This window comes from Nocardioides sp. Z35_8 (assembly GCF_059621125.1).
Window position 1 is genome coordinate 1,830,546 of record NZ_JCAQIE010000001.1, and the last position, 12,918, is coordinate 1,843,463.

The following is a 12,918-nucleotide window of genomic DNA, read 5'->3' on the forward strand; positions in this document are numbered from 1 at the left end:
TGTTCACGGCGGCGGCGCAAGCGGGGAGACAGTCTCACTGTCTGCGAAGCCGACGTCGAACAGGAAGGGAAGTCGCTGGTCATGGACGATTGAGGTGGTGCGGCGTGCTGTCAGCGACGACCGCGCCCCGCTGGCCCACCGGACGTTCAGGACCCGTCGTGGAGTCATACGTGGTCTGCCTTTCGGACTCGCCGTTGACAGCGGCTCCGAACACCACCAGCAGCACGGTGAACCAGAGCCAGAACATGCTGATCACCACACCGGCCAGCGAGCCGTAGATGGTCCCGTAGGTACCGAGGTTCTGCACGTAGACGAAGAGCGCGACAGAGCCCGCCGCCCACAGCACGGTGGCGCCCACGGCCCCCCACGTCGTCCATCGCCATTGTGGGTCCTTGCGGTCCGGGCCGAACCTGTAGAGGACGGCGAGCGTCGTGCACATCAGCACCGCCATCGCCGGCCACGCCGCCACCGCCGCCACGGCACGGACGTAGCCTGGTGAACTGTCGATGGCCCGGGTCGTCACACCGGCCAGAGCGATCGCGGCGCCCAGGAAGAGCGCACCCCCAAGGACGAACGAGAGACCCAGGACCGTCCGCCGCACAAAGCCCCTGGACTCCGTCTCGTGGTAGGCCACGTTCAACGCGTCGATGAGAGCCACCATCGCGGTGGTGGCTGTCCACAAGGCGAGCCCCAGACCTACGAGACCGCGCACCGTCAGCACCTCCGCCGAAGCGGTCGTGATGCTGGTCAGCTGATCGGTCACCAGGACTTCCACCTGGGGCGGCAGCACCTCCGCAACCCCCGCGAGCTGACTACGGGCCTGCCCAGGCGTGTTGAGTGCACCGTAGACCGACAGCGCCGTCACCAACACGGGCGCGACGGACAACACAGCGAAGAACGCGACACCGGCGCTGAGGAAGGGAAGACGTGCCTGCACTACATGCCCTGCAGCGCGTCGCACGAGTTCGCCCCAGCTCCGGGCCGACAGCCGCCCAGGAGCGACAGCATCGTCCACCTCAGCATTCGGCGATTCCCTCGAGCTCCGCGTCACCGGACCAATCATTCGCCCCACCCACCCGGGTGTCGACGCCTGACGACATACCGACTCGCGGCGGAAGGACGCACCGGGCACGTTCAGTCATAGCCGCGCGGATCCGGATGTTCGTACCCCTCGGCAGGATGAGTAGATGGCTTGGCCTCTCCTCCCGAACGAGCGCGCGGCGCTTGACGCGCTCCGTCGCCTGCGACTGCGAGAGGGCACCCAACAAGCTTTGCACGCCCTCGGGCCGAGGCGGTTATCCGCTGGCGCGCCGGCGCATGGTGTTGCGATCATCGGCGCATGACGACCGACTCCCCTCTTCGCAGGCGCCTGCGCTCGGCGATGTTGGACGCCCGGCGCACCGGGGACAGCGGCACGGTGAGCACCCTGCGCACCGTGTTGTCCGCCCTGGAGAACGCCGAGGCGGTTCCGGTTAGCGCGATGCCTGCCGCCGGGGCGATCGAGCAAGCATCGGTCGGGATTGGCGCGGCGGACGCCCCGCGGCGTGCGCTGAGCGACGACGAGGAGGCTGCTGTACTGGACGCTGAGGTGGCCTCGCTCGCCGAGGCGGCGGCGGTCTACGGCGAGATGGCTCCTAAGCGCGCCGAGGCGGCGCGCGCCGCGCTGGCCGTGCTGTCCGGCCTGCGCTGAGAAGGGCTCAGACCACCAGCTGCGTGGCGACGACTGCGGGCTAGCCGGTCGGCGACCGCCCGCGCCTGGTCCTGCCTCGGAGTGGGTCAAGCGCGAGTAGACCCGCGCCCACGGTCACGCGGATCGCGGCGGAATGGGGCACTCATCGGGGTGCGAACGAGGTGGAGCCAGAATCATCGAGTGCTCTCGATGATTCTGCACAGCGAATGGGGTCGAGCGGGCTCCTTCGGATCCGTCGCCGAGAGCTACGACCACCGGTCGGACTTCCTTCGCCACGCCTCGACACCCCGTTAGGGGACAACGCCACTCATTCCGCGCCAGGAATGACCCCGCGGTCGGGTCACGGCGCGTTGGCCTCGTCAACGAGCTCTTGTGCGATGGCTCGCAGCTTGATGTTCCTGTGTGAGGAGGCACGGACGAGGAAGGCGAAGGCGCGGTCCTCGTTCATCTCGTAGCGAGCCATGAGGATCCCGATGGCCTGGCCGACGACACGGCGCGACTGCAGTCCCTCGTTGAGGCCCGCGCGCTCCTGTGCGTGTCCGAGCGCGATGGCTGCATGGGTGGCGAACAACCCAGCCAGAGCCCGGGCGTCCTCGGTGACCTCGTCGGAGGTCGTGGAGTAGAAGCTGATGCCACCCAAGGTGTCCTCGCCGAGGTAGAGCTTGACCGCCATCTGGGACCGGACACGTGCCTCGAGGGCTTGCGGCACGTACAGGGGCCGTCGCTGCTCGTGTTCGAGGATCGACACACACACCGCGTCGGTGCCGTGCAGCACAGCCGAGCAGGGGCCCTCGCGCAGCGCATACTGCACGGCATTGAGCCGCAGGACGAGGTCGCTGGTGCATGCCTCGGTCTCGATCGCCCCCGCTTCTCCACCGTAGAGATGCCTGCGTGGTCGAACCCCGGCACGGAGTTGCAGGCCACCTCGACGATGGTCTGCATGGTCTCGTCGAGGCTGCGGGGCTTGTAGAGGGTCCGCGCTGCCTCGGCGATGGATTGGGCGAAATCAGATGAGGTAAGCACGGGGACTCTTCGGTGCACTGGAAGTGAGGACACAGAGAGGCGCTCGAACGAGCCCTGCAGACCATCCGTCGGCTCGGACGCGAGTCTGGCGGCCTTGTCGGTGTACTCCGCGAACCGGCTCGCTGCCGCCAACAGCGCACCGGTCCAGGCGCTCGGGCTATCGCGCTCATCTGAGCTCCCCAAGCTGCTCCGTCCGCGACCCGCCAACCTGCCGACCCAGTCGCACGCGCGCCAAAGGCAGCTACGGGCCGTCTGCGACGGACGGGACACCAATGAAGGGTCTGGTGCAGGCGCCGCCGCAAGGTGGCGTCACCCGTCCGCCAGTGCGGGATGACGGCTGGCGCGGCCGGCTCAGTCGTCGAGGTAGAGGCCAACCACGACATGGGCGAGCCTCTGGACGGGGATTCCGGCGCGATGCGCCGCATCGTCGAGCTGGGCGCGGGCGTCTTCGACGGACAAGCCACGTTCGGCGGCGAGCATCCCGGTAGCCGTATCGACGACCGCGGCTTCCCGCAACTGTGTCGGCGCCTGCTCAGCCGCGCGGCGGGTCGCGAACGACAGGTCAGCGTTGGCGACCGCTCCGGGCGCCCACGCGCCGAAGACACCTGCAAGGACCTCATGCTTTCCCGTGAAGGTGTCTTCCGCACGCCCGTACAGGTTGACCGTGGAGATGACCACGTCGCCGTCGACCACGGGGAGCGTCAAGGTGCTCTGCACGCCAGCGGCGGCACTGGCCCGGGCGAAGTGCTGCCACCGCTGCTCGCTCAGCAGCCCGTCAGGCGTGGCGATGCCGTGGCCGAGGTCGACCGCGTCGACGCACGGGCCGCTGGCGACGTACTGAACGGCATCGAGTGTGGCAATGTCCTCATCGGTGGCGATGAGGGTGAACGTCAACCCGTGCTCGCGGAACGCCAGGCTCACTCCGACGAGTCCCGGCGCAACCTGCTCGGCACGGGACACAGTCGTCCGCAGCTGCTGTTCAAGGCTTCCCTCGTCCAGGTAGGACTCAACCTCTTCGAGGGCTTCAAGGGTCTCTGGGATGGGCTCCACGAACCATCAATACCCGAGGCAACGTTGTTACATTCCGATCGAGTCGCGATGCGCCGCGAGGAGCCGCTGCGCGACGAGTCGCAGTTTGAGGTTCTCCTGGTTCGACAAGCGGGTCAGGAATCCGAAGGCGCGAGCGTCGTCTACCTGGAAGCGCTCCATCACCATCCCGACGCCCTGGCCGATCAGCTGACGGTTGGTGACCGCCTCTTCGAGCTGGTCGACTCGCCGGGCGTAGTCCAGCGCAACGGCCGACTGGTGAGCGAAGAGGTCAGCCAGCATCCCGAGGTCCTCGAACGCACCGACCTTGTCGGAGTAGAGGTTCAAGGCGCCATTCGAGTCCGGGGCGTCGAAGAGGCGGATGCCGGCCTGCGCCCGGATCCCAGCTCGCAGTGCGACGGGTGCGTAGCGAGGGAAGCGGTCATCGGCTGCGAGGTGCGAGGCCACGACGTGGACGGTGTCGACCGCGGCCTCGTAGCAAGGGCCCTCCTGCAGCTCGTACTGCGCGGCGTCGACCTCGCACAGGATGTCGTGAGTCGGGGCCACCGTCTCCAAGCGACCGTCCGCGTGCTTGATGGTCAAGCTGCTCCACTGCACGTCCGGCAGGACCTCCACTGCTGCGGCCGTGATGTTCGACAGCGTCTGGTCCAAGTCGCCCGGACGAAGGGCGGCCGCCAGCCGCTTGGAAGCCTCGACAACGCGGTCGTCACTCATCCCGGCAGCGTAGACCAGCCCCAGAACCGGCAGCCGCGCTGACGGTGGGACAGGAGGGGGCGGACGACACGCCCGCGGCGGGAGGTGACTGGACGTAGCAGACGTGCGCCTGAACGTCGGCGCGGGCTCGGGCGGGCGCTGACTCGCGGCGGAAGGACGCACCGGGCACGTTCAGTCATCGCCGCGCGGATCCGGATGTTCGTACCCCTCGGCAGGATGAGTAGATGGCTTGGCCTCTCCTCCCGAACGAGCGCGCGGCGCCTGACGCGCTCCGTCGCCTGCGACTACGAGAGGGCACCCAACAAGCTCTGCACGCCCTCGGGCCGAGGCGGTTATCCGCTGGCGCGCCGGCGCATGGTGTTGCGAACATCGGCGCATGACGACCGACTCCCCTCTTCGCAGGCGCCTGCGCTCGGCGATGTTGGACGCCCGGCGCACCGGGGACAGCGGCACGGTGAGCACCCTGCGCACCGTGTTGTCCGCCCTGGAGAACGCCGAGGCGGTTCCGGTTAGCGCGATGCCTGCCGCCGGAGCGATCGAGCAAGCATCGGTCGGGATTGGCGCGGCGGACGCCCCGCGGCGTGCGCTGAGCGACGACGAGGAGGCTGCTGTACTGGACGCTGAGGTGGCCTCGCTCGCCGAGGCGGCGGCGGTCTACGGCGAGATGGCTCCTAAGCGCGCCGAGGCGGCGCGCGCCGCGCTGGCCGTGCTGTCCGGCCTGCGCTGAGAAGGGCTCAGACCACCAGCTGCGTGGCGACGACTGCGGGCTAGCCGGTCGGCGACCGCCCGCGCCTGGTCCTGCCTCGGAGTGGGTCAAGCGCGAGTAGACCCGCGCCCACGGTCACGCGGATCGCGGCGGATAGACGCAGTCGTCACAGTCCGTCGAGACCTCGCAGAGAGGACGACTGCGTAAGTACGCTGCTCCTCGTGGCGGTTGATCAGGGCGACTACTTCGAGTTGACCATGAGTGACTTGCGCGCGGTTGCGGGATTCGCTGCCTCAGGCGCTCAGCAGGTTGTGGGCATCTTTGAGGAAGCAGCGCCAACCGACCGCCGCCCGCGAGCTGCTATTGACGCTGCCTGGGAGTTCGCCAACGGCGCAAGGCGGTCCAAGCTGCAGCGATCAACGGCCTTCGACGCCCACCGAGCAGCTTGAAAGACGTTGCCGCAGTCGCGGCCAAACACGCGGCGCACGCGGCGGGCGACGCGGCGGGTTCCGCCTATCTGCATCCGTTCGCCAAGGCTGACCAGGTAGGCCACATCTTGCGCGCGGATGCTCACGCCGCCTGTGCGCTGGAGCTTCTGACTGGCGACCCCGGCGTCGGCCTGCAACACGTAGGCCATGCAACCGATCGGGCGACACCGTTGGTGGTCGAGGTGCTGCGGCGCTATCCGCCGGCGGCGGTCGGACCGAGCCGGGTCAGCATCCTCATGAAGGCGTTGGACAACTCACTACGAGCGCGATGATCTCGGCGGTACGACTCGAGACGCCGACAGGCGGCGGAATGCCCCAGCGCAACCCCCGCATCACCGGCCACCCACTGTCGGACCCTCCTGATTGAGTAGTGGCATGCACCTGACCACCGCTCTCGACGAGTTGACCGAGGCCGAGCTCCTCGATCACGCCGACGAGGTCGCGCGCATGCAGCGCGAGTGCGAGACGCAGGTGCTCCGGATCGCGCTGCAGGTGGCGATCCTGCACGCCCCCGACAGGATCGACCCCGCGGTCGGCTCACTGCCCGGGCGCGAGCGGATCAGGCGGTTCGGGGGCGTGGGGACGCCGGACGTGTCCGAGTTCGCGGCTGCGGCGCTGGGGGCGCGGATAGGCATCTCGACGGGCTCGGCGCACTCCCTGATGGCCGACGCGCTCGATCTGGTGATCCGGCTCCCACAGTTCTGGCGGCGCGTCGAGGCGCTCGAGGTGAAGGCGTCCTACGCCCGCTTCGTCGCGCGGCGCACGCGCGACCTGACGGTCGAGCAGGCGTCCTACGTCGACGAGCGCGCCGCCGAGTCCGCGGACGGGCGCATCCCGTGGTCCCGCTTCGAGGACCTGGTCACGGGTCTCGTCGTCGCCAGCGACCCCGAGGCGGCCCAGCGCGAGGAGCGGGCCAACGCCGCGCGCCAGGTCGCGCGTCCCACCCGCTCCACCGAGAGCGGCATGCGAGGCTTCTTCGTCCGCGCGCCGTTCCCCGTCGTCGCGCTGCTCGACGCCCGGGTGCAGTGGATCGCCGACATCCTGGAGGCCCTCGGCGACACCGACGACCTGGAGGCCAGGCGCGTCAAGGCGATCGCCGTCCTGGCCACTCCGCACGAGGCCGTCGCCCTCATCGAGGCCTTCGTCGCGTGGCGCGACCGTCCTGAGTGCCCGGCCGACGACCGGCACGGCCACGGGCGCACCGGCGATCGTCCCGCGGTCGACTGGTCGAGGCTCCTGCCGACCGTCACCCTCCACGTGCACACCTACGCCGGCCCCGAGCCGACCCGCACCGCCCGCGTCGAGGGCCACGGGCCGGTCACCGAGGAGTGGGTCCGTCGCCACCTCGGCCCACACGCCCGCTTCACCGTCAAGCCGGCCCTCGACCTCGCCGGCCAGGCGCCCGTCGACGCCTACGAGATCCCCGACCGACATCGCCAGGCCGTGCATCTCATGACGCCGGCCGACACCTTCCCGTGGGGAGTCAGCACCTCCCGCACCCAGCAGATCGACCACACCGTGCCCTTCCGGCGAGCAGGGCCACCGGGGCAGTCGAGCGTGGGCAACTACGGACCCATGACCGGCTTCCACCACCGCATCAAGACCCACGGCGGGTGGCAGGTGCGGCAACCGTTCCCGGGCCTCTACGTGTGGCGCGACCCGCACGGGGCGACCTACCTCGTCGACCACAGCGGCACGCGACGGGTGCCGGCCGGGAGCAGCCGCAGCCCTGCCGAGGAGCAGCTCGCGCGAGCGCTCTTCACGTTGGCGGCATGACGCGGGTCAGCGTCGGGGCTCGTAGACCCGCAGGGTGTCGCCGTCGTGCTCCTCGGACCGCCCGGCGTCGACGTAGGTGATCGAGCCCCCGCCCACGTCCTCGACGGACACCGGCTCGCCCAGGACGGGGCAGGAGGCGACCTGCCCGTCCGCGGGGCCGCCACGCAGGATCACCTTCGGAGCGCTCATGCGCCGACCCTAGGCGACCCCGGCCGACGCAGGGCGAGGGGCAGCGTCGCCACCGCGATCGCGCCCGCGACCAGCAGGGCGGTCGTGAACGACGTGAGCTCGGCGATCACGCCGACGGCCACCGAGCCCAGCGCCGTCCCCGCGTCGAAGCCGACGTTCCACACCGCGCTGGCGAGGTGGTGGTGGCGGCGCGAGACGGCGGTGAACGACATCAGCAGGGTCAGGTTCTGCAGGCCGCCGTAGGACAGGCCTACCAGCAGCATCGCGACCAGGAACGAGCCGACCCGCGCGCCGTCGGAGTCCGCGACCGACCACGCCACGAGCGCCATGCCGACCCCGGTGAGGGGCACCAACGGCACGAGCAGGCGGTGGACCCCGTGACGGTCCGCGAGCACGCCGATCCGCCAGCGGCTGAGGGCGCTCGCGAGCCCCATCAGGAGGAGACCGCCCGCCGCGACCGACGGGCGGTCGACCATCTGGGGCGTGAACGTCACCAGTGCGCCACCCGCCAGGGTCACCGTGAGGAGCAGCAGCATCGGGCGCAGCAGCCGGACGTACGCCGCGGACGCCGGGTCGTGCGGATCGGGGGACTCCGCCGCCGGGTGCGGCTCCTGGGTGTCGGGGCGCAGGACCGAGGCGAGCCGCAGCGCCGCCGGGATCCCGGCGACGGGGAGGGCGCTCACGACGAACGCCACCCAATAGCCGAGGCTCTCCGCGATCCACGGCCCGGCCGGCAGGAGCACCAGGTTGGGCGCCGCGACGGCGAGGCCGTAGGCGCCGATCGCCTCGCCGCGGCGCCGGGCGCCCACCAGGCCCGCGACGGCCGCGCTGCCGGTGACGGTCAGGACGCCGAAGCCCACGCCTCGCACCGCCGACACGGCGAGGACCACGCCGAGGTCGTCGCTCAGCGTCAGCAGCACGCCGGGGACGCCCAGCAGCAGCAGTCCCGCGGTGAGCACCGGCGCCCAGCCGAGGGTGCGCAGCGCGCGGGGGACGAAGAGCTGGGTGAGCACGGTGAAGAGCAGGAGCACGCCGTTGACGAGCCCGGCCCCGGCGGTGCCCGCCCCGCCCTCGACCGCCCACAGCGGCGCGACCGTCAGCAGGATCGCGTAGCCGGAGAACCCGGCGCACGACATCGCCATCAGCGGCGCCATGCCCGGCTGCCGCCAGATCGGGCCCCCAGCGCTCACGGCCCGGAGTCTAACGACGGCGCGGGCGACGACCTCGGCCCTAGTGTGGCCGGGTGAACGAGGAGCACCCGTCGCGTACGCCCGTCGACCCCGCCGCGCAGGCGGGGACGCGGTTGACTGGAGTGAGACTCCAGATCACTCGCGGAAGAGAAGCCGACATGACCCAGACCGCCGCCCCGAGCAGCGAGACCCCGCACGACGCCCCCTCCGAGCCGTGGGACGTCGTGGTGGTCGGCGCCGGCCCCGGTGGCCTGACATGCGCGGCCTACCTCGCGGCCAACGGCAAGCGGGTGCTGGTCCTCGAGGCCAACCAGGTCGTCGGCGGGAGCACGCAGGTCTTCCGCCGCGCGGGCAACAAGTTCGAGTTCGACGTGGGCACCCACTACGTCGGCGAGTGCGGTCCCGGCGGCCGGATGCAGACCGCGCTGTCCGGGCTGGCCCTGACCGAGCGCATCACGTGGCTGCGGCAGCGCCCCGAGGGCCACTGCCAGATCATGATCCCCGGCACGACGTTCCAGACGCCGACCGGCTGGGACACCTACCTCGAGCGTCTCCTCGCGGCGTTCCCCGACGAGGAGGCCGGCCTGCGCCGGTGCGTGCGGGTGATGCGGATCGTCGCGGCGGGCGAGGAGCCCCGCATGCGTCCGTGGATGCTGTTGCGCTGGGGCGTACGCCCGATCACGACGCTGATGGACGCGTGCGGGCTCAGCGCCGACGCGCAGGCGGTGATCCTCGCGGAGAACGGCGACTACACGTGGCCCCCGCACCGGACGCCCACCGCGATGCACGCCGGCTTCCTCCACCACTACCTGCAGGCCGGCGCCTACTACCCGCGCGGGGGCGGCCAGGTCATCGGCGCCCACCTCACCGACGTCGTGCAGTCGCACGGCGGCCGGGTGCGCACCAAGGCCCGGGTCGAGCAGATCCTCATCGAGGACGGACGCGCCGTGGGAGTGCGGCTCCGCGGCGGCGAGGTGATCCGCTCCGAGGTCGTCGTCTCGGCCGCGGACTACAAGAAGACGTGGACCGAGCTGGTCGGCGACGCCCACCTGACCCGCCGGCTGCGGCGCCGGCTGGAGGACCTCGAGATGACCCTGCCGATGTTCGCGGTCTACGTCGCGCTCGACGTCGACCTGCGCGAGCGCGGCACGCCGCCGCTCGCCTGGGTGTGGCCGACCAACGACGTCGACGGCTACTACCGCGAGGTCGCGGCCGGCCGCTGCCCGGAGCTGATGCCGGTGGGCATCAGCTGCCCGACCGCCAAGGACCCCGAGGGCACGCACTCCGCGCCGCCCGGCTACTCGACGCTCGAGCTGGTGAGCTGGGCGCCGAAGGACCACGCGTTCTGGAACGTCGACACCGACCCGGGCGACGGCGACGGCTACGGCCGCGACGAGCGCTACCGGCAGCTCAAGGACGAGCTCACCCAGCGGGTGCTGGACACCGCCGAGCTGATGATCCCCGACCTCCGCGAGCGGATGGTCTTCTGCGAGGCCTCCACGCCGATCACCCAGGAGCGCTTCACCCTCACCAGCGACGGCTCCTGCTACGGCATCGCGCCGCTCCTGCGCAACCTCGGCCCGTTCCGGCCGCGGGTCACGACCCACATCCCAGGGCTCTTCCTCGCCGGGGGCAGCACCCAGCACATGTTCGGCATCAACGCCACGATCTGGGGCGGGATGGGCACCGCCGGGACCATCCTGGGGCGCGACCTGGTCGAGGAGGTGCGCGACGGGGCCGTCTTCGTCGACGAGGCGCGCCTGACCGAGATCACGGACGACTTCGACCCGCTGCTCGCCTCCAAGCCGGGGTCGGCGATCCGGCGGCCCGCGCGCCGCCGTCCCCGGGCCACGGCCTGACCGGCTCGGGGACACAGCCGGGCTCGCTCCCGGTCGTACGCTCGGCCGCGTGAGTGTGGGTCGTGTGGTCGTCGTCGGCGCCGGCCTGTCCGGCGTGGCCTGCGCCCGCGAGCTGCGGTCGGCGGGCCTGGACACCACGGTGGTCGACCGTGGCCGGGTGCCCGGCGGCCGGATGGCCGCGCGGCGGTTGTGGGACCGGCCCGTCGACCTCGGGGCGTCCTACCTCACCGTCAGCGACCCGGGCTTCGCCGCCGTCGTCGACGACTGGGCGGCGCGCGGCCTGGCGCGCGAGTGGACCGACACCCTCTCCGTCCTCGGCGACGGCGACCCCGCGGAGACGGTCGGCCCGATGCGCTGGGGGGGCGGCCCACGGCCTGCGCTCGCTGGTCGAGGACCTCGCGCGCGGCCTCGACGTCCACCGGCGAGACGTCACGACCCTCGACGAGGCCGACGCGGCGGACGCCGTCGTCCTGGCCATGCCCGACCCGCAGGCCCGGCGACTGGTGGGCGACCACCCGGTGGCCGAGGCCCTGACCCGGGAATGGGAGCCGGTCGTCGCGGTGGCCGCCCGGTGGCTGCGGCGCACCTGGGACGACGCGAGCCCGGGCGGTCGCTTCGAGGGCGCGTTCGTCAACGGCCACCCCGATGTCGGCTGGATCGCCGACGACGGCCGGCGTCGCGGTGACGACGCCCCCGTGCTCGTCGCCCACTCGACGCCCGAGCGCGCCGCGCGGCACCTCGACGACCCGGCGGCGGCCGCCCCGGCCGTCGTGGGTGCGGTCCGCCGACTGGTCGGTGCGGCCGAGCCCGACGACGTGCACGTCCACCGCTGGACCTTCGCCCGTCCGGTGGGACGCCGCGACGACCCCTTCGCCCTGGTCGAGGGGGCGCGGCTGGTCGGCGTCTGCGGCGACGGGTGGGGGCAGCGGCCGCGGGTCGAGGCCGCCTGGCTCTCGGGCGTACGCCTGGGGCGGGCGCTGGCCGAGCGGCTCGGGTGAGGGCCGCGTCACCTGGGGCGGAAGCCCGAGCACATGATCCGCAGGTGCTCGATCGCGTCGCCTCCGCGGTAGTAGGCCTGCTGCTCGGCGACGTACGAGCCGCCGGGGTTGGTCAGGTCGAGGCGGTAGCCCACGTGCGAGGTGTCGGCCACGTCCTCGCGCTCGGAGACGTCGACCACCCGCTCGATCTCGTCGGGCGGCTCGAACCACGACCCGAAGAGGATCTCCACGACGGCGTCGGGGCCGGTGCCCTCCCACAGCCGCCCGGGCGTGAGGCCCTTGAAGTCCACGTCGTCGGCGAGCACGGCGCGCAGCGCGGCCTCGTCCTTGGCGGCGATGGCGCTCGCCAGCCGTGCTCCCAGGGTCCCGCTCACGGCGCCCAGTGTGCTCCCGTGGGTCAGCGCGAGTCCAGCGTCGTGAGGTCGCGCTCGGCGTACGAGCGGTGCTCCCACTCCTCGCGGACCACCACCCGCAGGCAGTCGGCGACCGTCAGCGAGTCGGCGTCCCGCAGGAAGGGCGTGGCGGAGGAGACCGCTCGCTCGAGGCCCTCCTCGGTCAGGTCGTCGAGGACCGCGCCCACGGTGGCCCGCCGCTGCGCGCGCACCTCGAGCACCTCGTCGAGCCCCGGGCGCGCGTCGCGGTCCCACGGGACGCCGTCGTGCTCGGGCGCCTCGTCCCACGGCAGGTCGAGCGGGTGCCACGGCGCCGGGTCGGCCAGCACGACGCCCCCGACCCAGCAGGCGTGCGCGAACCCGAGGTGGCGCAGGGTCTGGACGAAGGACCACTCGCCGTCCACCTGCTCGTGCAGCGCCTCCGGCGGCAGGGCTCGGGCCCGGTCGACCGTCTCCGCCCACAGGCGGTCCAGTGTCTCGAAGGCGGTGCGGAGGCCTGCCACGTCCGTGGGCCGCATCAGCGCGCGCTCGGGCGTGCGCCGGTCGAGCTCGGCCTCGACGAGCGGCACGACGTCGACGCCGTTGACCAGCACCCGCCCGAGCTCGCCGGAGATCTCGAGGTGCGGGGCCTCGACGCCGGTCATCCGGACCCCGTCGAGGTAGGCCGCGCGCACGCGGGTGCCGCTGAGGTCGACGTCGCGCAGGTCCATCCCGGTCAGGTCCGCCTCGCGGAAGACCGCGCCGGAGAGATTGACGCGCTGGAACGTGGAGCCGCCCAGGTCCTGCTCGGTGAAGTCGGTCATGCCCAGCAGGCTAGAAGGCGTTGCGGACGATCCGCGACCGGTT

The 12,918-nt window shown here is 71.7% G+C and carries 15 protein-coding genes and 1 pseudogene; 8 read left to right on the forward strand and 8 right to left on the reverse strand.

Features of this window, described 5'->3' with window-relative positions:
* Positions 1–79: 79 nt before the first annotated feature.
* Complete coding sequence (locus AC54T2_RS08820) at positions 80–937, reverse strand: YihY/virulence factor BrkB family protein (RefSeq protein ID WP_206054512.1); 858 nt, start codon at positions 935–937, stop codon at positions 80–82.
* 402 nt (positions 938–1,339) lie between these two features.
* Between AC54T2_RS08820 and AC54T2_RS08825 the strand changes: the two genes are divergently transcribed.
* Entirely contained in the window at positions 1,340–1,690 is a 351-nt protein-coding gene (locus AC54T2_RS08825) for a hypothetical protein (RefSeq protein WP_496665983.1), read from the forward strand.
* 340 nt (positions 1,691–2,030) lie between these two features.
* Here AC54T2_RS08825 and AC54T2_RS08830 read toward each other — a convergent pair whose 3' ends face one another.
* From AC54T2_RS08830 to AC54T2_RS08840, 3 genes are all read right to left on the reverse strand, one after another.
* The gene (locus tag AC54T2_RS08830) at positions 2,031–2,501 is read right to left on the reverse strand and encodes a GAF and ANTAR domain-containing protein (RefSeq protein ID WP_496665984.1); all 471 of its coding nucleotides are present in this window, start codon (positions 2,499–2,501) and stop codon (positions 2,031–2,033) included.
* A 563-nt stretch (positions 2,502–3,064) separates the two neighbouring features.
* A complete protein-coding gene (locus tag AC54T2_RS08835) occupies positions 3,065–3,763 on the reverse strand; it encodes an ANTAR domain-containing protein (RefSeq protein ID WP_496665985.1) in 699 nt (232 codons plus the stop codon).
* 27 nt (positions 3,764–3,790) lie between these two features.
* Positions 3,791–4,474: a GAF and ANTAR domain-containing protein gene (locus tag AC54T2_RS08840; RefSeq protein WP_496665986.1), complete on the reverse strand. Its 684-nt coding sequence runs from the start codon at positions 4,472–4,474 to the stop codon at positions 3,791–3,793.
* Between the two features lie 376 nt (positions 4,475–4,850).
* Here AC54T2_RS08840 and AC54T2_RS08845 point away from each other — a divergent pair, with 376 nt between their 5' ends.
* From AC54T2_RS08845 to AC54T2_RS08860, 4 genes are all read left to right on the forward strand, one after another.
* A complete protein-coding gene (locus tag AC54T2_RS08845; protein WP_496665983.1) occupies positions 4,851–5,201 on the forward strand; it encodes a hypothetical protein in 351 nt (116 codons plus the stop codon).
* A gap of 236 nt (positions 5,202–5,437) precedes the next feature.
* Positions 5,438–5,629 carry a putative immunity protein gene (locus AC54T2_RS08850; RefSeq protein ID WP_496666261.1) on the forward strand — a complete coding sequence of 64 codons (192 nt, stop codon included), beginning with the start codon at positions 5,438–5,440 and terminating at the stop codon, positions 5,627–5,629.
* Entirely contained in the window at positions 5,626–5,940 is a 315-nt protein-coding gene (locus AC54T2_RS08855; RefSeq protein ID WP_496665987.1) for a hypothetical protein, read from the forward strand. Before AC54T2_RS08850 ends, AC54T2_RS08855 begins: the two co-directional genes overlap by 4 nt.
* 103 nt (positions 5,941–6,043) lie before the next feature.
* Positions 6,044–7,444 carry a DUF222 domain-containing protein gene (locus AC54T2_RS08860; protein ID WP_496665988.1) on the forward strand — a complete coding sequence of 467 codons (1,401 nt, stop codon included), beginning with the start codon at positions 6,044–6,046 and terminating at the stop codon, positions 7,442–7,444.
* Positions 7,445–7,450: 6 nt separating this feature from the next.
* Here AC54T2_RS08860 and AC54T2_RS08865 read toward each other — a convergent pair whose 3' ends face one another.
* A complete protein-coding gene (locus AC54T2_RS08865) occupies positions 7,451–7,633 on the reverse strand; it encodes a hypothetical protein (protein ID WP_496665989.1) in 183 nt (60 codons plus the stop codon).
* Positions 7,630–8,823 carry an MFS transporter gene (locus AC54T2_RS08870; protein WP_496665990.1) on the reverse strand — a complete coding sequence of 398 codons (1,194 nt, stop codon included), beginning with the start codon at positions 8,821–8,823 and terminating at the stop codon, positions 7,630–7,632. Before AC54T2_RS08870 ends, AC54T2_RS08865 begins: the two co-directional genes overlap by 4 nt.
* Before the next feature lie 158 nt (positions 8,824–8,981).
* On the opposite strand from AC54T2_RS08870, the gene AC54T2_RS08875 reads away from it, so the two are divergent.
* From AC54T2_RS08875 to AC54T2_RS08885, 3 genes and pseudogenes are all read left to right on the forward strand, one after another.
* The gene (locus AC54T2_RS08875; protein ID WP_496665991.1) at positions 8,982–10,682 is read left to right on the forward strand and encodes a phytoene desaturase family protein; all 1,701 of its coding nucleotides are present in this window, start codon (positions 8,982–8,984) and stop codon (positions 10,680–10,682) included.
* A 64-nt stretch (positions 10,683–10,746) separates the two neighbouring features.
* Positions 10,747–10,935, forward strand: a pseudogene (locus AC54T2_RS08880) (FAD-dependent oxidoreductase); the annotation flags it as partial.
* A 130-nt stretch (positions 10,936–11,065) separates the two neighbouring features.
* Positions 11,066–11,680 carry an FAD-dependent oxidoreductase gene (locus AC54T2_RS08885; protein ID WP_496666262.1) on the forward strand — a complete coding sequence of 205 codons (615 nt, stop codon included), beginning with the start codon at positions 11,066–11,068 and terminating at the stop codon, positions 11,678–11,680.
* 8 nt (positions 11,681–11,688) lie between these two features.
* Here AC54T2_RS08885 and AC54T2_RS08890 read toward each other — a convergent pair whose 3' ends face one another.
* Both AC54T2_RS08890 and AC54T2_RS08895 read right to left on the reverse strand, forming a co-directional pair.
* Positions 11,689–12,054: a hypothetical protein gene (locus AC54T2_RS08890; protein WP_186341298.1), complete on the reverse strand. Its 366-nt coding sequence runs from the start codon at positions 12,052–12,054 to the stop codon at positions 11,689–11,691.
* A 23-nt stretch (positions 12,055–12,077) separates the two neighbouring features.
* Positions 12,078–12,875: a DinB family protein gene (locus tag AC54T2_RS08895; RefSeq protein ID WP_496665992.1), complete on the reverse strand. Its 798-nt coding sequence runs from the start codon at positions 12,873–12,875 to the stop codon at positions 12,078–12,080.
* Between the last annotated feature and the right edge of the window lie 43 nt (positions 12,876–12,918).

Excerpts from the sequence above, each read along its gene's own strand:
- AC54T2_RS08825 (WP_496665983.1), top strand. The coding sequence starts at position 1,340 with ATGACGACCGACTCCCCTCTTCGCAGGCGCCTGCGCTCGGCGATGTTG.
- AC54T2_RS08840 (WP_496665986.1), bottom strand. The coding sequence starts at position 4,474 with ATGAGTGACGACCGCGTTGTCGAGGCTTCCAAGCGGCTGGCGGCCGCC.
- AC54T2_RS08845 (WP_496665983.1), top strand. The coding sequence starts at position 4,851 with ATGACGACCGACTCCCCTCTTCGCAGGCGCCTGCGCTCGGCGATGTTG.
- AC54T2_RS08850 (WP_496666261.1), top strand. The coding sequence starts at position 5,438 with ATGAGTGACTTGCGCGCGGTTGCGGGATTCGCTGCCTCAGGCGCTCAG.
- AC54T2_RS08860 (WP_496665988.1), top strand. The coding sequence starts at position 6,044 with ATGCACCTGACCACCGCTCTCGACGAGTTGACCGAGGCCGAGCTCCTC.
- AC54T2_RS08865 (WP_496665989.1), bottom strand. The coding sequence starts at position 7,633 with ATGAGCGCTCCGAAGGTGATCCTGCGTGGCGGCCCCGCGGACGGGCAG.
- AC54T2_RS08875 (WP_496665991.1), top strand. The coding sequence starts at position 8,982 with ATGACCCAGACCGCCGCCCCGAGCAGCGAGACCCCGCACGACGCCCCC.
- AC54T2_RS08895 (WP_496665992.1), bottom strand. The coding sequence starts at position 12,875 with ATGACCGACTTCACCGAGCAGGACCTGGGCGGCTCCACGTTCCAGCGC.